The organism is Pseudonocardia autotrophica (assembly GCF_003945385.1).
In the GTDB taxonomy this organism is placed as follows: Bacteria; Actinomycetota; Actinomycetes; order Mycobacteriales; family Pseudonocardiaceae; genus Pseudonocardia; species Pseudonocardia autotrophica.
On record NZ_AP018920.1, the window covers coordinates 3,526,649 to 3,543,821 of the forward strand.

General features: G+C 73.3%; 17 protein-coding genes. 8 read left to right on the forward strand and 9 right to left on the reverse strand.

Annotation, left to right across the window (positions count from 1 at the left end; translation table 11 throughout):
* Positions 1 to 54 precede the first annotated feature (54 nt).
* On the forward strand, positions 55 to 1,128 hold the full coding sequence (locus tag Pdca_RS16630; RefSeq protein WP_085912286.1) for a DMT family transporter: 1,074 nt from the start codon (positions 55 to 57) through the stop codon (positions 1,126 to 1,128).
* On the opposite strand, the gene fdhD is transcribed toward Pdca_RS16630, so the two are convergent.
* Positions 1,098 to 1,925 carry a formate dehydrogenase accessory sulfurtransferase FdhD gene (gene fdhD, locus Pdca_RS16635; RefSeq protein WP_085912287.1) on the reverse strand — a complete coding sequence of 276 codons (828 nt, stop codon included), beginning with the start codon at positions 1,923 to 1,925 and terminating at the stop codon, positions 1,098 to 1,100. The two genes, Pdca_RS16630 and fdhD, sit on opposite strands and share 31 nt — an antisense overlap.
* Positions 1,926 to 2,012: 87 nt before the next feature.
* On the opposite strand from fdhD, the gene mobA reads away from it, so the two are divergent.
* Positions 2,013 to 2,813 (forward strand): molybdenum cofactor guanylyltransferase, encoded by an 801-nt coding sequence (mobA, locus tag Pdca_RS16640; protein ID WP_085912288.1) that lies wholly within the window; start codon positions 2,013 to 2,015, stop codon positions 2,811 to 2,813.
* Positions 2,814 to 2,832: 19 nt separating this feature from the next.
* On the opposite strand, the gene Pdca_RS16645 is transcribed toward mobA, so the two are convergent.
* Positions 2,833 to 3,420 carry a TetR/AcrR family transcriptional regulator gene (locus Pdca_RS16645; protein ID WP_085912289.1) on the reverse strand — a complete coding sequence of 196 codons (588 nt, stop codon included), beginning with the start codon at positions 3,418 to 3,420 and terminating at the stop codon, positions 2,833 to 2,835.
* Between the two features lie 49 nt (positions 3,421 to 3,469).
* Between Pdca_RS16645 and Pdca_RS16650 the strand changes: the two genes are divergently transcribed.
* Complete coding sequence (locus tag Pdca_RS16650) at positions 3,470 to 4,378, forward strand: SDR family oxidoreductase (protein WP_085912290.1); 909 nt, start codon at positions 3,470 to 3,472, stop codon at positions 4,376 to 4,378.
* Between the two features lie 94 nt (positions 4,379 to 4,472).
* Here the strand turns inward: Pdca_RS16650 and Pdca_RS16655 are convergent, their stop codons facing one another.
* The 4 genes from Pdca_RS16655 to Pdca_RS16670 are packed head-to-tail and all read right to left on the reverse strand — an operon-like array spanning position 4,473 to position 9,647.
* Complete coding sequence (locus tag Pdca_RS16655; RefSeq protein WP_269462862.1) at positions 4,473 to 5,819, reverse strand: MFS transporter; 1,347 nt, start codon at positions 5,817 to 5,819, stop codon at positions 4,473 to 4,475.
* A gap of 42 nt (positions 5,820 to 5,861) precedes the next feature.
* Complete coding sequence (locus tag Pdca_RS16660) at positions 5,862 to 6,548, reverse strand: class I SAM-dependent methyltransferase (protein WP_158092120.1); 687 nt, start codon at positions 6,546 to 6,548, stop codon at positions 5,862 to 5,864.
* 4 nt (positions 6,549 to 6,552) lie between these two features.
* Positions 6,553 to 8,073 carry an amidohydrolase gene (locus Pdca_RS16665; RefSeq protein WP_085912292.1) on the reverse strand — a complete coding sequence of 507 codons (1,521 nt, stop codon included), beginning with the start codon at positions 8,071 to 8,073 and terminating at the stop codon, positions 6,553 to 6,555.
* Positions 8,070 to 9,647: a bifunctional phosphatase PAP2/diacylglycerol kinase family protein gene (locus Pdca_RS16670; protein WP_232021605.1), complete on the reverse strand. Its 1,578-nt coding sequence runs from the start codon at positions 9,645 to 9,647 to the stop codon at positions 8,070 to 8,072. The genes Pdca_RS16665 and Pdca_RS16670 overlap by 4 nt, the downstream gene beginning before the upstream one ends.
* Positions 9,648 to 9,689: 42 nt before the next feature.
* Here Pdca_RS16670 and pafA point away from each other — a divergent pair, with 42 nt between their 5' ends.
* Positions 9,690 to 11,051: a Pup--protein ligase gene (gene pafA / locus Pdca_RS16675; protein ID WP_085912294.1), complete on the forward strand. Its 1,362-nt coding sequence runs from the start codon at positions 9,690 to 9,692 to the stop codon at positions 11,049 to 11,051.
* Positions 11,052 to 11,097: 46 nt separating this feature from the next.
* Here pafA and glsA (Pdca_RS16680) read toward each other — a convergent pair whose 3' ends face one another.
* The 3 genes from glsA (Pdca_RS16680) to Pdca_RS16690 all read right to left on the reverse strand — a co-directional run bounded on the left by glsA (Pdca_RS16680) (position 11,098) and on the right by Pdca_RS16690 (position 13,535).
* Positions 11,098 to 12,105, reverse strand: a complete 1,008-nt coding sequence (gene glsA, locus Pdca_RS16680; protein WP_085912295.1) for a glutaminase A — start codon at positions 12,103 to 12,105, stop codon at positions 11,098 to 11,100.
* Positions 12,106 to 12,167: 62 nt separating this feature from the next.
* Entirely contained in the window at positions 12,168 to 13,214 is a 1,047-nt protein-coding gene (gene glsA, locus Pdca_RS16685) for a glutaminase A (RefSeq protein WP_085912296.1), read from the reverse strand.
* 81 nt (positions 13,215 to 13,295) lie between these two features.
* Positions 13,296 to 13,535 carry a hypothetical protein gene (locus Pdca_RS16690; RefSeq protein ID WP_085912297.1) on the reverse strand — a complete coding sequence of 80 codons (240 nt, stop codon included), beginning with the start codon at positions 13,533 to 13,535 and terminating at the stop codon, positions 13,296 to 13,298.
* A gap of 150 nt (positions 13,536 to 13,685) precedes the next feature.
* Between Pdca_RS16690 and Pdca_RS16695 the strand changes: the two genes are divergently transcribed.
* From Pdca_RS16695 to tatC, 4 genes are all read left to right on the forward strand, one after another.
* On the forward strand, positions 13,686 to 14,675 hold the full coding sequence (locus Pdca_RS16695) for a helix-turn-helix transcriptional regulator (RefSeq protein ID WP_085912355.1): 990 nt from the start codon (positions 13,686 to 13,688) through the stop codon (positions 14,673 to 14,675).
* On the forward strand, positions 14,672 to 15,664 hold the full coding sequence (locus tag Pdca_RS16700) for a helix-turn-helix transcriptional regulator (RefSeq protein ID WP_085912354.1): 993 nt from the start codon (positions 14,672 to 14,674) through the stop codon (positions 15,662 to 15,664). The genes Pdca_RS16695 and Pdca_RS16700 overlap by 4 nt, the downstream gene beginning before the upstream one ends.
* A 136-nt stretch (positions 15,665 to 15,800) precedes the next feature.
* A complete protein-coding gene (gene tatA / locus Pdca_RS16705; protein ID WP_085912298.1) occupies positions 15,801 to 16,109 on the forward strand; it encodes a Sec-independent protein translocase subunit TatA in 309 nt (102 codons plus the stop codon).
* A gap of 61 nt (positions 16,110 to 16,170) precedes the next feature.
* Positions 16,171 to 17,160, forward strand: coding sequence for a twin-arginine translocase subunit TatC (gene tatC, locus Pdca_RS16710; protein WP_085912356.1), 990 nt, complete (start codon positions 16,171 to 16,173; stop codon positions 17,158 to 17,160).
* The last annotated feature ends 13 nt before the right edge of the window (positions 17,161 to 17,173 follow it).

A 17,173-nucleotide genomic window follows, 5' to 3' on the forward strand; every position in this document is an offset into this window, starting at 1 on the left:
CAGCGCAGAAACAGTCATTGGTGCTTTTCGATCGCGCTGGGGAGCCTGGATCACGTGACCGCTCCCGCCGCATCCCGCGTCCCCGCGCCCCTGCCCACCGATCCGCGTGCGGCCGTCGCGTTGCTCGCCGGGGCGTCGGTGCTCGCGTGGACCGGGATCCTGGTCGCGCTGTCCGGAGCCGACCCGGCCACCGCGTCGTTCTGGCGCTGCGTGCTCGCGCTGGTGGTGCTGGTTCCGTGGGCGCTGGCGGAGTACCGCAGGCACGGCCCGGTGGCGCCGGCCGCGGCCGGCTGGGCGCTGCTCTCCGGGGTGCTGCTGGGGGCCGACTTCCTGCTCTGGACGCGGGCGGTGCTCGACGCCGGATCCGGGATCGCGAACGTGGTCCTCAACGTGCAGGTGCTGGCGCTGCCGCTGATCGCCTTCCTGGTCGCGGGGGAGCGGATGGCGCGCAGGCAGCTGCTCGCCGCGCCGGTGCTGCTCGGCGGGATCCTGCTGGCCGGCGGCGTACTCGGCGCCGGTGTGGGCGGCCCGGCGCCGGTCCGCGGCGCGGTGCTCGGCACGCTCGCCGGGATCGCCTACGCCGGGTTCCTGTACCTGAACCGCCAGGTGTCCCGGCGCAACCCGCGGCACCTGGTCACCCCGGTCGCGCTGGCGACCGTCGGTGCGGGCGTGACCTGCGGACTCGTCGGCGTCGCGGGTGCCGGGATCGCGGTCGCCCTGCCCGCCGCGAGCTGGGCCTGGCTGATCCTGCTGGCGCTGGCCGGGCAGGTGGTGGCCTGGGTGCTGATCGGGCGGGGGACCGCCGGGATGGCGCCGGGCGCGGCGGGTGCCCTGCTGCTGGCACATCCGGTGCTGTCGGTGCTGCTGGGCATGCTGGTGCTCGACGAGCGGCCGACCGGATGGCAGCTGGCCGGCTGCGCGCTCGTCGTGCTGACGGTCGCCGCGGTGGCCCGCCCGGCCCGGTCGTCGGAGGACCGAGCCGCACGCACGCCCGGCCACGACGAGGGCAGCACGGACAGCACGGGCAGCACAGACAGCGCGGGGGACAGCGCGGGCGGTGAGAACGCCGGCGCCGGCGTGACAGCCGAGCCGGCTGCTCAGAGCTCGATGCGCTCGGCCCCGGTGTAGACGTTGCCGGTCGCACCCCGGAGGAACCCGACCAGGGTGATCCCGGCCTCCTCAGCCAGCTCGACGGCCAGCGAGGAGGGCGCGGAGACCGCGGCCAGTGCGGGTACCCCGGCCATGACGGCCTTCTGCACCAGCTCGAACGATGCCCGCCCGGAGACCATCAGCACCGTCCCGGCGGCGGGCACCCGGCCGTCCATCAGCATCCGGCCGAGCACCTTGTCGACCGCGTTGTGCCTGCCGACGTCCTCCCGGGCCACCAGCAGCTCACCGGTGGCGTCGAACAGCGCGGCGGCGTGCAGCCCGCCGGTGGACCCGAACACCTTCTGCCGCTCGCGCAGCCGGTCCGGCAGCTCCAGCAGCACGGTTCGGGGCAGCCGCAGCGGGTCGGTGGCGGGGGAGTAGCGGGTCTTGAGCTTCACCGCGTCCAGCGAGGCCTTCCCGCACACCCCGCAGGACGACGTCGTGTAGAAGTTCCGCTCGAGCGAGACGTCCGGCGGTTCGACGCCGGGCGCCAGGCCCACGTCGAGCACGTTGTAGGTGTTGCGGCCCTGCTCGTCGAGCGAGTCGCAGTAGCGCGCCGTCGACAGGTCCGCCCCCGACCCGATCACGCCCTCGGTGAGCAGGAAGCCGTGCGCGAGCTCGACGTCGTGGCCGGGGGTGCGCATGGTGACCGTCAGCGGCTTCCCGTCGACCCGGATCTCCAGCGGTTCCTCGGCCACCAGTGTGTCCGGGCGCTGCCGGGTGCTGCCGTCGGCATTGAGCCGCAGTACCGGGCGGCGGACCGTCAACCGTCCCATCTCGTCCTCTCCCTCCGGCGCGACGATCGGGCAGGTCGGGTCGCGGCCGGACCTCCAGGGTAGGAGTCCGGTCGTAGGATCGCCCGCGTGCGTGGCTACGGGGGGCGGCGGGCGGCGGCCGGGATCGTGCTGGCCGGCGGCCGGTCGTCGCGGATGGGGGTGCCGAAGGCCGATCTCGACTGGCACGGCGCCGCCCTGCTGACCCGGACCGTCGCCGTGCTCTCCCGGGCGGTGGACGGCCCGCTGGTGGTCGTCCGCGCGGCCGGCCAGCCGTTGCCGGAGCTGCCCGGTGGCACCGAGGTGCTCGACGATCCGGTGCCGGGCCTGGGCCCGCTGCCGGCGATCGGGATCGGACTGGCGGCGGTCGCGGACCGGGTGTCCGCCGGGTTCGTCGCCTCGACCGACCTGCCGCTGCTGCATCCGGCGTTCGCCGCGCGGATCCTGGACCTGCTGGGCGAGCACGACGTCGCGCTGCCGGTCGCACACGGCCACCACCAGCCCCTCGCGGCCGCCTACCGGACCGGGCTCGCCCCGGTGATCACCGAGCTGACTGCGGCCGGCGAGGGCCGGCCGCCCTCGCTGTTCGGCCGGGTCGACGTGCGCCGGATCGAGGAGGAGACGCTGCGGTCCGATCCGGTGCTCGCCCGGCTCGATCCCGACCTCGACTCGCTGCTCAACGTCAACACCCCGCAGGAGTACACCGCCGCGCTGCGCCGTCCGTCCCCCGCGGTGAAGCTGCACGACGCCCGCGGCACCACGACGGCACGGGCGGCGACGGTGGGCGAGCTGTCCGGGCCGGTCGTAGCGGCGCGGGACACCGTTGCTCCGGCCGGGCCGCTTCCGGACTGGTTCCCACTGGTCACCGGGGACGAGCTGGGAACCGGATGAGACCGGCCGGGCCTGCTGGTCAGGCTCGGCCGGTGTCTCCGGTGGGCAGTCGCAGCACGCTGTGCAGGAACCGGGTGAGCGTCCGCTCGACGTGCTCGACCACCGGCTCGCGCGGGTCGAATCCCCACCACAGCAGCGAGCCCTGCCAGTAGGTCGCGACCATCTCGCCGATGTCCGGCGGCGCACCGGGGGTCCCGGCCAGGCAGCCGTCGAGCACCGTGGTGAGCGAGGCGTGCCACGCCGTGCCCCGGGTCCGGACCTCGGGATCGAGCAGGTCCTCGCGCAGGACCAGCAGGGCGTCGGCGTAGTTGTCGATCCCGCCGTACTGCTCGGAGAGTCCCACCAGGAAGGCGACCGCGCCCGCCGGCGTCGGGGCGGCCGCATCGCCGAGCTCGGCGGTCCGCCGTTCGAGCCGGTCCCAGGCGTGCAGCAGCGCCCCGTGCAGCAGTTCCGCCTTGCTCCCGAAGCGCTGCACCAGGGTGGCCGGGGCGAGCCCGCTCGTCCTGGCCAGCGCGGCGAACGTGAGCGCCTGCGGTCCGCGCGCATGCATCAGCTCCAGTGCGTGGTCGAGGACCTCGGAATCGGACAGCAGCTTGTGGCGGGGCATGCGACCATCGTATATATATAAACGAGCATTCGGTTATCGAGGAGGACGCATGACACTCAGCGGGCGGATCGCGCTGGTCGCCGGGGCGACCCGCGGAGCGGGGCGCGGCATCGCGGTCGAACTGGGCGCGGCCGGGGCCACGGTGTACTGCACCGGCCGGACCACCCGCGACCGGGCGTCGGAGTACGGCAGGCCGGAGACGATCGAGGACACCGCGGAGCTCGTCACCGCGGCCGGCGGCACCGGGATCGCGGTCCCCACCGACCATCTCGACCCGGATGCGGTCGCCGCCCTGGTGGACCGCATCGAACGCGAGCACGGCCGGCTCGACGTCCTGGTCAACGACATCTGGGGCGGCGAGCTGATGGTCGAGTGGGACGTCCCGGTCTGGCGGCACGACCTGGCGAACGGTCTGCGCACCCTGCGCCTGGCGATCGATACGCACCTGGTCACCGCGCACCACGCCCTGCGGCTGCTGTCGCGCACGCCGGGCGGGCTCGTCGTCGAGGTCACCGACGGGACGGCCGACTACAACGCGGCGAACTACCGGCTCAACGTCTACTACGACCTGGCCAAGATCGCCCCGATCCGGCTCGCCCGATCCTGGGCGCACGAGCTGCGCGGGCACGACGGCACGGCCGTCGCCGTCACCCCGGGCTGGCTGCGGTCGGAGATCATGCTGGAGACCTTCGGCGTCACCGAGGACACCTGGCGCGACGCGCTGGAGCGGGTGCCGCACTTCGCGATCTCCGAGACGCCGCGGTTCGTCGGCCGGGGGATCGCGGCGCTGGCCGCCGACCCGCAGCGGCACCGGTGGAGCGGGCGCTCCACCTCCTCCGGTGAGCTCGGGCGGGAGTACGGGGTGGACGACCTGGACGGCTCCCGGCCGGACGCGTGGCGCTACGTGGTCGAGGTGCAGGACGCGGGACTGCCGGCGGACACCACCGGATACCGCTGACCCGCCGTCGCCGAAGCCGGGCTGCGGCGGCCCGGGATCGCGATGGGCGACGTCGGGTGCACACGCCCAGTGCCCAGTGCCCAGTGCCCGGGGCTCAGGGCTCTCGCTCTCCGGGGCCGGGAGCTGCCCGGTCGCGCTCGGTCGCGGTGCTGCGCTTGAGCACCTGCAGCGCTCCGAGCGCGACCGTCGCGAGCACCGCCACCCCTGCACAGAACACGATGCCCGCGATCGTCAGATCCCACACCTGGCTGGCCGCCCCCAGCCCGATGATCGGTACCGAGATCGCGAGGTAGAGCACCACGAAGTAGGTCGAGGTGACCCCTGCCCGCTGCTGGGCGTCGACCCGGCTGTTCACCGCGGCGAGCCCGGTGGCGAACGTCATGCCCTGACCGGCGCCCGCCACCAGGGCGCCACCGACCAGCTCGGCCATCGATTCCTGGGCCACCGACAGCGCGACCAGACCGGCGCCGAGCACCAGCAGGACGCAGCCGGCGTCGAGCGTCCGATCCGTCCCGCGGTCGCGGACGACGACCTGCGCGATCACCGACGAGCCCAACATCAGCAGCGGCATGAGCCCGGCGACGGCGTGGTTCGGGTTTCCGATGATCTCGGCGACGATCCGCGGGGAGAGCGCGGTGAACAGCCCGATCGTCGCGAACCCGGCGATCCCGGCCGTCGCCGAGATCGCGAAGACCGCCCGCACCGGGCCCGGGACCGTGAGCGCCCGGGGGCGCAGCACCGGGCGCGCCGGACGGTCCCGGACCGTCTCCGGTGCTGCCAGCACCAGCAGTCCGCAGAGCGCGACGGCGACGGCGTGCACCGCGAAGGACAGGTGCAGCGGGGCGGGGAGGAACTGGACCGCGAGCCCGGCCAGGGCCGCACCGAGTCCGAGTCCGCCGATGTTCGCCACGGTCGCGACCGCGGGACCACGATTCCGCCAGGCGGGCGGGGCTGCCTCGATCACGGCCGCGGTCGCGGCTCCGGCGAAGATTCCGGCCGAGAACCCGGACAGCACACGTCCGGCCAGCAGGACCTGCACCGGACCGGCGAACAGGAAGACCAGGCTGCTCAGCAGGGCGAGGGCGATCCCGGCGAGCAGTACGGGCCGCCGGCCGAGCTGGTCGGACCAGCTGCCGGTGACCAGCAGCGCCGTCAGCACACCGACGGCGTAGACCGCGAAGATCACCGTCTGTACCAGCGGGGAGAACCCGAGCTCGTGCTGGTAGAGCGCGTACATCGGGGTCGGCATCGTCGTCCCGATCATGACCACGGCGAACGTGATCGCGAGCCCGGCGAATGCGGCGGACGGTTTCAGGTGGACGATGATCGGCCCTCTCTGCGGTGCGGCACGCCCGTGGTGGTGTTGCGGGGTGCAGCCGACATGATTCTCGCCGGACGCGGGCGGCAGCCCACGGGGGCCGGGCTCCCGGCCCCGGACCACCCGGCGGCTCGAGCGCCACGGGCCCCGGTGGCCGGTGCACCGTCACGGACGTCGGCGCAGCACGTGCAGATCCACCCCGTCGGGCAGCGGCCGGGTCCGCCCGATCCACCGGTCCTTGTTCGCCGCCAGCCAGCGTGGCGTCTCCGGGCGGCCGGGATCGGCCAGCCACACCGCGGCCCGCCTGCTGGTCACCCGGGGGAGCAGCTCGGTGAGGGCGTCGGCGGCGGCCGCGCCGTAGAGCACGTCCGAGGCGAGCACCAGATCCCAGCGGGTCGCGTCGAGCAGCGGGTCCCGGTCGTCGAACGATGCGGCGGCGGTCTCGACCCGCAGCCCGGACCGGCGAGCGTTCGCCGCGACCCAGGCGACCGCTGCCGGGGACCGGTCGGTCGCGACCACCGGCACCGCTCCGGCCCGGGCGGCGACCAGCGAGGGCAGGCCGAGACCGCAGCCCAGTTCCAGCACCCGGCGTCCGGCCAGCCGGCCCGGTCCGGCCCGGTCGACGGTGGCGGCGAGCCCCCGCGCCGAGGGCCACAGCCGTGCCCAGTGCGGCGGGTGCAGCTCCTCGACCCCCTCGGCGTGAGTGACGGCGTCGAACCGGACCGCGTCCGGGTCGGCGGGGCGCAGGATCGTCAGCGGCCCGCGCGGCAGGTCGATCCGTTCCAGTACCGCGGGGCCGGTCGGCCCGTACGGACCGTCGTGGGCGGGCGGCCCGGCCTCGGAGTCCGGCACGGTGTCAGATCCCGGTCCGGTGCGTCCACCGGCCCCCGACGAGCGTCCCGGCGACCGGCATCGCCCGCAGGGCCGCCGGATCGCAGGAGGCCGGATCCAGGTCGGTGAGCACCAGGTCGGCGCGGGCCCCCTCGGTGACGGCGGCGGCCGAGCCGGGCACGACGCCGAACGACGCGCCGAGCGCGGTGGCCCGCCCGATCTCCTGCTCGGGATGCCAGCGCTCCCGGTCGTCGGCCGACCGGTGCACCGCCGCGGCCAGCGCGATCCACGGATCGAGCGGGGCGACCGGGGCGTCCGAGCCGAGCGCGAGGCGGGCACCGGCCCGGTGCAGCGAGGCGAACGCGAACGCCCGCCCGGTGCGGCCGGCCCACAGCCGGTCGGCGACGTCCCGGTCGTCCAGCGCGTGCTCGGGCTGCACACTCGCGATCAGGCCGAGATCGGCGAAGCGGGGCACGTCGTCGTCGGTGAGCAGCTGCGCGTGCTCGATCCGGCCGCGCGCCCCGGTACCGGCGAACGCGTCCAGCACCAGGGTGTTCGCGTGGTCACCGATCGCGTGCAGGGCCGCGGTGAGCCCCGCCCCGTGTGCCCGGGCGAGCAGCGGCCGCAGCTCGCCGGGCGGCACGACCAGCAGGCCGCACGGATGGTCGAGGACCACTCCCGGCGGCGCGGGGTAGGGGTCGTAGCAGTACGCGGTGCGGGTGTTCAGCGATCCGTCGGTGATCACCTTCAGCGGGCCAGCGGTCAGCAGCCCGCCCGAGCCCTCGACGACGTCGCCGGAACGCAGGCCGGTCGCGATCATCTCCTCCAGCCGGTCCGGCCAGACCGACGCCTCGACGCGCAGCCCGGTCACCCCGGCGTCGATCCGGCGCCGCCAGTCCGGCAGCGACCACGGCGCCTCGAAATCCACGATCCCGACGACCCCGCGGGCCGACGCCGCCCGCACCGCCTCGGCGACGAACCCGTCGAGTACCTCGGCCGGGACGTCCTGCAGGGCGACGGTGATCGCGAAGAACTCCGACTCGCGGATCCGTCCGGTCGGGTGCCCCCGATGCCCGAAGCGGGCCGCGGCGGCCCCGTTCAGCCAGCCCTGGTGCAGGTCACCGGAGACCAGCACGACCGGGACGTCACCGGCCGCCGAGACCGACACGGCATCGAGCAGCGAGCGGTGCGCCTCGTCGGGCCACAGCGCGTCCCGGAAGCCGAACCCGATCAGGACCTCCCCGGGCGCCGGCGGGTCCGCGGCGATCCGGTCGGCCACCAGCGCGGCGCAGTCCGCCGCCGACCGGGCCCCGGACAGGTCGAGCCTGCGCCGGGCGAGCGACCACTGGGCCATGTGCACGTGGTGGTCCCACAGCCCGGGCAGCAGGGCGCGGCCGTCGCACTCGACGATCTCGGCCCAGCCGGGATCCAGGCCCGGACCGACGGCCACCACCCGCTGCCCGGACAGCAGCACGTCCACCGGCTCGCCGAGTGCGTCGCAGCCGGGCAGCAGCGGACGGACCGAGCGCAGCAGCACCGGCGTCATCCCTGGTAGGGGCGGTCGCGCCCGGTCCAGCGGTCCTCGTCGCGCCGGTAGACCGGGATCGGCCGCTCGGCGACCCGGAAGGTGTAGCGGCCGGCCTCCTCGACCACCTCGCCGTCGGTCGCCAGCATGCTCGGCTCGTGCAGCTCCACGTCCAGCCGCGCCACCTCGCTCTGGTGGTACACGCGGCTGTGACCGAGCGCGCCGAGGATCAGGGCCAGCACCACCCGCAGCCGGGAGAACCGGACGTCGGCGCGCAGCCAGCGGACGTCGAGCAGGCCCGAGTCCAGCGTCGGCCGCCAGGCGGGCACCGCGCCACGCGGGTGGTACGGGCCGTTGCCGACGAACAGGAACCACACCTTGTACCAGCGGCCGGCGATCTTCACGCTGATCTTCTCGGAGCGCTGCAGCACGGTGATCAGCGCCGCCGCGAACGCCGGCCACTTGCCGTAGCGCGGCTGCCACTGCTCGCGCAGCCGCACCAGCTCCGGGTAGGAGCCGATCGAGGCGGTGTTGATGAAGTAGCGGGTGCTGGTGACCGAGACGTCCTCCGGGTCGTCCAGGCGTCCCGGGTGCGACTCCACCAGAGCCAGGTCGACGGCGACCGCCTCACCGGCCTGGGTCGCGTCGACCGCCTCCTGGGTGTCGTAGACGCCGACGTCACGGGCGAAGTGGTTCAGCGTGCCGCCCGGCACGACGACCAGCGGCAGCCCGTAGCGGTCGGCGACCGACGCGGCGGTGGCCACCGTGCCGTCGCCGCCGGCCACCCCGACCGCGCGCACCCACTGCCCGCGTTCCGCGATCGCGTCCTGCAGCATGTCCTCGACCTTCACCCCGTCGCCGACGACGAGATGATGCGCGGCCGGCAGCCGCTCCCGCACCTCGTCGGAGACGTCGTGATCGGGCGGCCCGGAGAACGGGTTCGACACGATGACCAGGCCGTCGCCGTTGGGCAGCACCGGCACGGTGTCGATCGGCCGGGCCCGGGCCTCGTCGGAGGGCCGGACCGGCCACCAGCGGCGGGTCAGGAGCGCGACACCCGTCCCGACGGCGGCCCCGGCGAGCACGTCGGAGGTCCAGTGCACACCCACGTGCACCCGCGACCAGCCGACCAGCGCGGCGAGCGGCACCACCACCGGTGCGGCACGCCGGTGCTCCAGGACGACGGCGGTGGCGAACGCGGCGGCCGACGCGGAGTGCCCGGACGGGAACGACGACGACGACGGCGGATCGGTCACCGTCCGGAACACCGGCAGATCGGCCGCGGCCGGGCGCCGCCGCGGCAGCAGCGGCTTGAGGATCGCGTTCGCCGTCAGGCTGGTCAGCGCGATCGAGGCGACGCCGCGCAGGGCCGCTTTGCGGCCCGCGCCGCGCCGCGCCGCGAGAATCCCGGCGATCGCGAACCACAGCAGACTGTGATCGGCCGTCCGGGTGAGACGTCGCAGCGTCGGGTCCACCCGGCTCGGCGGCCGGCTCGCGATGAAATCGGTGATGCCCTGGTCGAGCTGGGAGACGGTCGCAATACCTCCGTCCACCCGGCGGGACCGACGTGCGACGCGCTCGAACCATCCGCTCACAACACTGACAGTAGAGGGGGTCGGGCGCCTACCCTGAACGGCATGCAGCGTCGGATCTTCGGGATCGAGACGGAGTTCGGTGTCACGTGCACCTTCCACGGGCAGCGTCGGCTGTCCCCGGACGAGGTGGCCCGCTACCTGTTCCGGCGGGTGGTGTCGTGGGGCCGCTCCTCCAACGTGTTCCTCCGCAACGGTGCCCGGCTCTATCTCGACGTCGGCTCCCATCCCGAGTACGCCACCGCCGAGTGCGACTCGCTGACCCAGCTCGTCGCGCACGACAAAGCGGGCGAACGCATCCTCGAGGACCTCCTGGTCGACGCCGAACGCAGGCTGGTCGACGAGGGCATCGGCGGTGACATCTACCTGTTCAAGAACAACACCGACTCGGCGGGCAACTCCTACGGCTGCCACGAGAACTATCTGGTCGCCCGGCAGGGCGAGTTCTCCCGGATCGCCGACGTGCTGCTGCCGTTCCTGGTGACGCGCCAGCTGATCTGCGGTGCCGGCAAGGTGCTGCAGACCCCGCGCGGCGCGGTGTACTGCCTGTCCCAGCGGGCCGAGCACATCTGGGAGGGCGTCTCCTCGGCGACCACCCGGTCCCGGCCGATCATCAACACCCGCGACGAGCCGCACGCCGACGCCGAGCGCTACCGCAGGCTGCACGTCATCGTCGGCGACTCGAACATGTCCGAGGTGACGACCCTGCTCAAGGTCGGATCGGCGCACCTGGTGCTGGAGATGATCGAGGCCGGTGTCCAGTTCCGGGACTTCACCCTGGACAACCCGATCCGGGCGATCCGGGAGATCAGCCACGACCTCACCGGGCGGCGTCCGGTCCGGATGGCGGGCGGCCGGGAGGCGAGCGCGCTGGACATCCAGCGCGAGTACCACGCCCGCGCCGTCGAGTACCTGCAGAGCCGTGGGCACTCCGACAAGGTGATGGACCGGGTCGTCGAGCTCTGGGGCCGCACACTGGACGCGGTCGAGCAGCAGAACCTCTCGCTGATCGACCGTGAGATCGACTGGGCGATCAAGCACCGGCTGGTCGAGCGCTACCGCAACAAGCACGACATGGAGCTGTCCAGCGCCCGGATCGCCCAGCTCGACCTGGCCTATCATGACGTGCGGCGCGGCCGCGGGCTGTTCGACATGCTTCAGCGCAAGGACCTGGTGGACCGGGTGACCGACGACGGCGAGATCGAGGCAGCCAAGGACACCCCGCCGCAGTCCACCCGGGCCAAGCTGCGCGGTGACTTCATCGCCGCCGCCCAGGCCGCGGGTCGCGACTTCACCGTGGACTGGGTGCACCTGAAGCTGAACGACCAGGCCCAGCGGACCGTGCTGTGCAAGGACCCGTTCCGCGCCGTCGACGAGCGGGTCGACCGGCTGATCGCCTCGCTGTGACCCCCTGCGGGTGGTCCTCGCGACGACCACCCGCAGGAGAGTCGGTTCAGGCCTGGAGCGTGTCCGGCTGCGCGACCCGTCCGAAGCGGGACTCCGACGGGTCGGCGAACACGTGCAGGCCGAACCGGCGGGACAGCTCACGGCAGACCGCGACGCCGCGCACCGAGTTGCCGTGCCGGTCCAGGCCGGGGGAGTAGACCCCGAGGCCGAAGTACCGCGGCAGGGTGCCCATGATGCCGCCGGACACGCCGCTCTTCGCCGGGATGCCGACGTCGTGCGCCCACTCACCGGCGGCGTCGTACATGCCGCACATGCTCATCACGCTGATCACCGTGCGCAGGTGCTCGCGGTGCAGCGCCGAGTCCCCGGTCAGCGGGTTGACACCGCCGTTGGCCAGGGTCGCGGCCATCACCGACAGCTCGGGGGTGGTGACGGTGATCGAGCAGGCCGACAGGTAGACGTAGAGGTTGTCGTCGATGTCGCCGCTGAGCATGCCGAGGCTGCGCATCAGGTACGACAGGCCCAGGTTCCGGTCGTTGGAGACCAGCTGCTCGTCGAGGATCTGCTGGTCGACGGCGAGTTCCGGGTTGCCCGTGTAAGCCCGGTAGCGCTCCAGCAGCCGCTCGACCCGCTCCTCCTTCGACGACCCCTTGACCAGGTTCGCGGCGACCAGCGCGCCGGCGTTGATCATGGGGTTGAACGGGCGGTTGTGCACGTCGTCGAAGGTGATCGAGTTGAACGGGTCGCCGGAGGGCTCGACGCCGACCGCGTCCAGGGTGGCGTCCAGGCCGTTGTCCTCCAGCGCGAGCCCGTAGGTGAACACCTTCGAGATCGAGTGCAGCGGGAACCGGATGTCGCAGTCGCCGACCTTCCACTGGGTGCCGTCGACGTTGGTCCCGGCGAGCCCGAACTCGTCGGCGCGGGCCTCCATCTCGGCCGGGTAGTAGCTCACGACCTCCTCGCCGGGCAGCAGGCTCCCCCGGCCGGCGGTGCAGGTGTTGCGCAGGTCCTCGAGCTGCTCCTGGACCAGCTCGCGTTCCTTCTGGGCGACCATGTCGTCCCTCCCCGTCGACGATGTGGACCACCGCAACGTAGAGGCCCGGCGGCCGGTCCGCGCTACAGACCCTCGGGCAGCCAGCCGTCCCCGGAGGGATACATCTCGGTGGCGTCGTCGCGCCGGCCGGGACGCACGATCCGGCCCAGCCGCGACTCCGACGGATCGGCGAAGACGTGCAGTCCGAACCGGTCCGACAGCGCCCGGCAGACCGCGACCCCGCGGGCGGAGTTGCCGTGCCGGTCCAGGCCGGGGGAGTGGACGCCGACCCCGATGGCGTCCGGGATGACGGCCAGGATCGCGCCGGACACGCTGGACTTGGCCGGGATGCCGACGTCGTAGTGCCACTGCCCGGCGGCGTCGTACATGCCGCACATGCTCATCACGCTGAGCACGTCGCGGGTGTAGGTGCGGGGCAGCGCCGGGACGCCGGTGAACGGGTTCGCGCCGCCGCGGGCGATCGTGGCGGCCATCGTGGAGAGCTCGACGCTGGTGACGCACACCGAGCAGGCGGCCAGGTAGACGTAGAGGTTGTCCTCGATGTTGCCGTGCAGCATGCCGAGGCTGCGCATCAGGTAGGACAGCGAGACGTTGCGGTCGTTGGAGACGAGCTGCTCGGCGAGGATGTCCTCGTCGACGGTCAGGTCGGGGTTCCCGGCGTAGATCCGCAGCCGGGTGAGCAGCCGCTCGACCTTCTCCTCCTTGGACGCGCCGTGCACCAGGTTCACCGCGACCAGCGCGCCGGCGTTGATCATGGGGTTGAACGGGCGGTTGTTGACCTCGTCGAAGCTGATCGAGTTGAACGGGTCGCCGGAGGGCTCCACCCCGACCCGGAGCATGACCTCCTCGCGGCCGTTGTCCTCCAGGGCGAGCCCGTAGGTGAACACCTTCGAGATCGAGTGCAGCGGGAACCGGACCTCGGCGTCACCGACCTGCCACTGCGTGCCGTCCACGTCGGTCGCCGCCAGCCCGAACACGTGCGAGCCGGCCGCCATCGACGGCGGGTAGTAGGAGACGACCCGGCCGTCCGGGATGCCACCCGGACGGCCCACGACCTGATGCAGCTCCTCGAGCTGCTGCTGGACGATCTCGCGCTCGGTCTGCTCCATCCCGCCCCCTCCGCCGTGCTCGGCGCGGGGGCCCGTCCCGCCGCGACCGGTGCGCAGCGGAACCTAGATCACGCGGACGGCTCACTCGATCCCGGGCATGATCCTCCGCCGGAGCTCGGCCAGCTCGTCCTGCACCTCGGGGTCGGCGGGGCCGGCCTTCTCCGGCGCGGGCGCGATCCCCATCGCGCGCAGCAGCCCGGTGGCCGCGGCCGCCGGGTCACCGGTCTCGCCGAGAACCGGATGCAGTCCCTGTTCGGCAAGGTGGTTGAACACCAGGTTCACCACGGTCCACGGGTTGTACGTCTCCTGGTCCGGGGTCATTCCGCCACCTCCACGTCCGGCGTCGTCGCCGACCACGAGCCTTTCCCCAACGGGCAGGGCAGTCAACAGCCCTGTCGCAGGATGAGACACCCGGTCACCGGCTGCGCGGGGCGCCCGGTGCCGCCCGGTGCGCGCGGATACGATGCCGTCGTGTCCTCCGCCCGCGCCGAGCGACTGGTGAACCTGGTGCTCTGCCTGATGTCGACCCGGCAGTTCCTGTCCGCGGAACGGATCCGGGCGACCGTGCCGGGCTACGCCGAGGCGGCGAGTGACGAGGCGTTCTTCCGGATGTTCGAGCGGGACAAGGCGGAGCTGCGCGAGCTGGGCGTCCCGCTGGAGACCGGGCACACCTCGGCGTTCGACACCGTGGAGGGCTACCGGATCGCCCGCGCCGACTACGAGCTGGGCGAGATCGAGCTGGCGCCGGACGAGGCGACGGTGGTGGCGCTGGCCGGGAACCTGTGGGACACCCCGGATCTCGCCGGTGCCGCGCACGGTGCGCTGGTGAAGCTGCGGGCGGCCGGGGTGGAGGTCGCGGAGAGCCCGGCCGCCACGGTCCGGACCGGCCTGCACGCCGGTGAGCCGGCGCTCGCCCCGCTGCTGGCGGCGACCAGGGCCGGCCGTGCCGTGATCTTCTCGCACCGCCGAGGCGGGCCGGCCGGTGAGCCGACCCGGCGCGAGGTGGAGCCCTGGGGTGTCGTCTCGTTCCGCGGCCGCTGGTACCTGGTCGGCCACGACCGCGGCCGGGACGACGTGCGCTGCTTCCGGCTCTCCCGGATCCAGGGCGAGATCCGGCCGACCGGGCCCGAGGGTGCGGTGCGGGTCCCGGACGGCGTCGATCTGCGGGCGCTCGTGCGCGCCTCGGCCGGGCCGCCGCCGGTCTCCGGGACGGCCCTGGTCTGGGTGGCCAGGGATCGCGCGGCCGGGCTGCGCAGGCTGGGCCGGGAGCGCGGGCCCGCCGAGCACGCCGGGCGCGCCGGCGTCACGATCGAGCTGGACGTGCGGGACCGGGACACGGTCGCGCGCTGGCTGGCCGGGCACGGCCCGGACGTCGCGGTGCTGGATCCGCCGGAGCTGGCCGGCGCGGTCCGCTCACTGTGGGCGGGTGCCGCGGCGATCGCGGCCGAGGCCGCCCGGTGACCCGGCACGGCGTCGCCCAGCGGTTGCCCCGGTTGCTCTCCCTGGTGCCCTACCTGCGGGCCCGGCCCGGCGTCCCGGTCGCCGAGGCGGCCGCCGACTTCGGGGTCGACGAGAAGCAGCTGCGCCGCGACCTGGAGCTGCTCTGGATGTGCGGGCTGCCCGGCTACGGCCCCGGTGACCTGGTGGACCTGTCGTTCGCCGGGGACACCGTGGACGTCGTGTTCGACGCCGGCCTGACCCGGCCGCTGCGGCTCACCACCAGCGAGGCGACGGCGCTGCTGGTCGCGCTGCGGATGCTGCACCAGACACCGGGCGTCGTCGACTCGGATGCGGTCGCCAGGGCGATCGGGAAGATCGAGGCCGCGGTCGGGACGGCGGGGGAGCGGGCCGGCGTGGTGAGCGTCGAGTCCGGGACCGGGGAGCGGGAGAGCACCACGGTCGTGCGGGGGGCGCTGGACCGGGGGCGCGCGCTGCGCATCGTCTACTTCACGGCGGGCCGGGACGCGGTGTCGCGGCGCGACGTCGATCCGATGCGGCTGGTCGTCGCCGAGGGGCGCGGCTACCTGGAGGCGTGGTGCCGCCGCGCGGAGGGTGTCCGGATGTTCCGGCTGGACCGGGTCGAGCAGGCCGAGGAGCTCCCGGAGCCGGCCCGCCCGCACCCGGAGGCCGAGCCGACCGACGTCACGCACGGATTGTTCAGCCCGCGGTCCGGGCACCGGTTCGCGGTGCTGGAACTCGATCCGGAAGCGCACTGGGTCGCGGAGTACTACCCGGTGGACGAGGTGCGGGCGCCGCAGGAGCGCGCCGGCGAGCTGCTTCCCGGCGCAGGTGGCGTGCTGCGGGTGCTGATCCGGTTCGCCGATCCGGACTGGCTGGTCCGGCTGGTACTGGGGCTGGGCGGGCGGGCCCGGATCGTCGAGCCCGCCGAGCTGGCCGGGGTGGTCCGGGAGCGCGCCCGGCAGGCCCTGGCGCTGACTGACGGAGCGTGACAGTACGATCACGGTGCGTTTCGTCGCGAGCTCGTGAACTCGCGATGACGATCGCTTGGTTCCTGCCGGGCACACGGGGACGGCACAGGTGCCGTGCGTAGACTCGGCCAGGTCGAGATCGACGGAGGTTGACACCATGCCTGGTGGATACGAGTGGCTCATCATCATCGCCGTACTGCTGCTGCTGTTCGGCGCGAAGAAGCTCCCCGAGATGGCGCGGTCGATCGGCCAGTCCGCCCGGGTGTTCAAGGGTGAGATGAAGGGCCTGAAGGACGACGACGACCGCGCTCAGGCGGCGTCCGCCGAGCAGGCCCCGGAGAAGCCCGCCGAGAAGACCCCCGAGAAGCCTGTCGTGTCGGAGCTGCCGGCCGGATCGGTCCCGCAGCACCAGGCCGAGCCGGCCCCGCAGCAGCCGCAGGAGCGCGGCGCGGGTTCCACGAACTGAGGTATCCAGCGCTGTGAAGTCGCCGTTCCGTCGGAAGCGCACCGTCAATCCCGACGGGACCATGACGCTGATCGAGCACCTCTACGAGCTGCGCAACCGGCTCGGGATCTCGCTCGCCGCGATCGCGGTGACCACGGTGTTCGGCTACATCTGGTTCGAGGTGTCGTTCTTCGGCTGGCCCAGCCTGGGCCAGCTGCTGAAGGACCCGTACTGCTCGCTCCCAGCGACCTCGCGGGCGTCGTTCAACGCCGACCCGAACTCGTGCACGCTGCTCGGTACGACGCCGTTCGACCAGTTCATGCTGCGACTGAAGGTCGGCGCGACAGCCGGGGTGATCCTGGCCTGTCCGATCTGGCTCTACCAGTTCTGGGGCTTCATCACCCCGGGGCTGCTGAAGAAGGAGCGGCGCTACGCGCTCAGCTTCGTCTCGGTCGCGGCGCTGCTGTTCGTCACCGGTGCGGTGCTCGCATACCTGATCATCCCGCAGGCGCTCGGCTTCCTGCTCACCATCGGTAGTGAGATCCAGACGACGGCGCTCACCGGTTCCTCGTACTTCTCGTTGGTCGTCAACCTCATCGTGATCTTCGGGGTCAGTTTCCTGATCCCGCTGGTGGTGGTCGCGCTCAACGCGGCCGGGGTGGTCAGCTACGCGGCACTGGCGAAGTCCCGCCGCGGCCTGATCTTCGGTCTGTTCGTCTTCGCCGCGATCGCGACCCCCGGGCAGGACCCGATCTCGATGCTGGCGCTGGCGTTCGCGCTGACGCTGCTGTTCGAGGGCGCCATCCAGATCTGCCGCATCAACGACCGCCGCAAGGCCCGCAAGCGGGTCGAGGAGGGCTGGGACGGGCTGGACCCGGACACCCCCTCGCAGATCGACACCACGCCGTCGCCGATCGACGGGCCGTCCCGGATCGACGACCCGGCCGGGGCCGGGGGCAGCACCGGCAGCACCCGGACCGCCGCACCGCCGGTGGCGAGCCGCCCGGCCGATCCCGCGCCGCCGCCGCGCCGCCGCGACGACCCGGCGCCGGGCTACGACGACATCACCTGAGACGACATCACCT

Bases quoted from the DNA above. Each gene is read 5' to 3' on its own strand.
- fdhD (WP_085912287.1), bottom strand. From the start codon at position 1,925: ATGGGACGGTTGACGGTCCGCCGCCCGGTACTGCGGCTCAATGCCGAC.
- Pdca_RS16645 (WP_085912289.1), bottom strand. From the start codon at position 3,420: ATGCCCCGCCACAAGCTGCTGTCCGATTCCGAGGTCCTCGACCACGCA.
- Pdca_RS16650 (WP_085912290.1), top strand. From the start codon at position 3,470: ATGACACTCAGCGGGCGGATCGCGCTGGTCGCCGGGGCGACCCGCGGA.
- Pdca_RS16665 (WP_085912292.1), bottom strand. From the start codon at position 8,073: ATGACGCCGGTGCTGCTGCGCTCGGTCCGTCCGCTGCTGCCCGGCTGC.
- pafA (WP_085912294.1), top strand. From the start codon at position 9,690: ATGCAGCGTCGGATCTTCGGGATCGAGACGGAGTTCGGTGTCACGTGC.
- glsA (WP_085912295.1), bottom strand. From the start codon at position 12,105: ATGGTCGCCCAGAAGGAACGCGAGCTGGTCCAGGAGCAGCTCGAGGAC.
- glsA (WP_085912296.1), bottom strand. From the start codon at position 13,214: ATGGAGCAGACCGAGCGCGAGATCGTCCAGCAGCAGCTCGAGGAGCTG.
- Pdca_RS16690 (WP_085912297.1), bottom strand. From the start codon at position 13,535: ATGACCCCGGACCAGGAGACGTACAACCCGTGGACCGTGGTGAACCTG.
- tatA (WP_085912298.1), top strand. From the start codon at position 15,801: ATGCCTGGTGGATACGAGTGGCTCATCATCATCGCCGTACTGCTGCTG.
- tatC (WP_085912356.1), top strand. From the start codon at position 16,171: ATGACGCTGATCGAGCACCTCTACGAGCTGCGCAACCGGCTCGGGATC.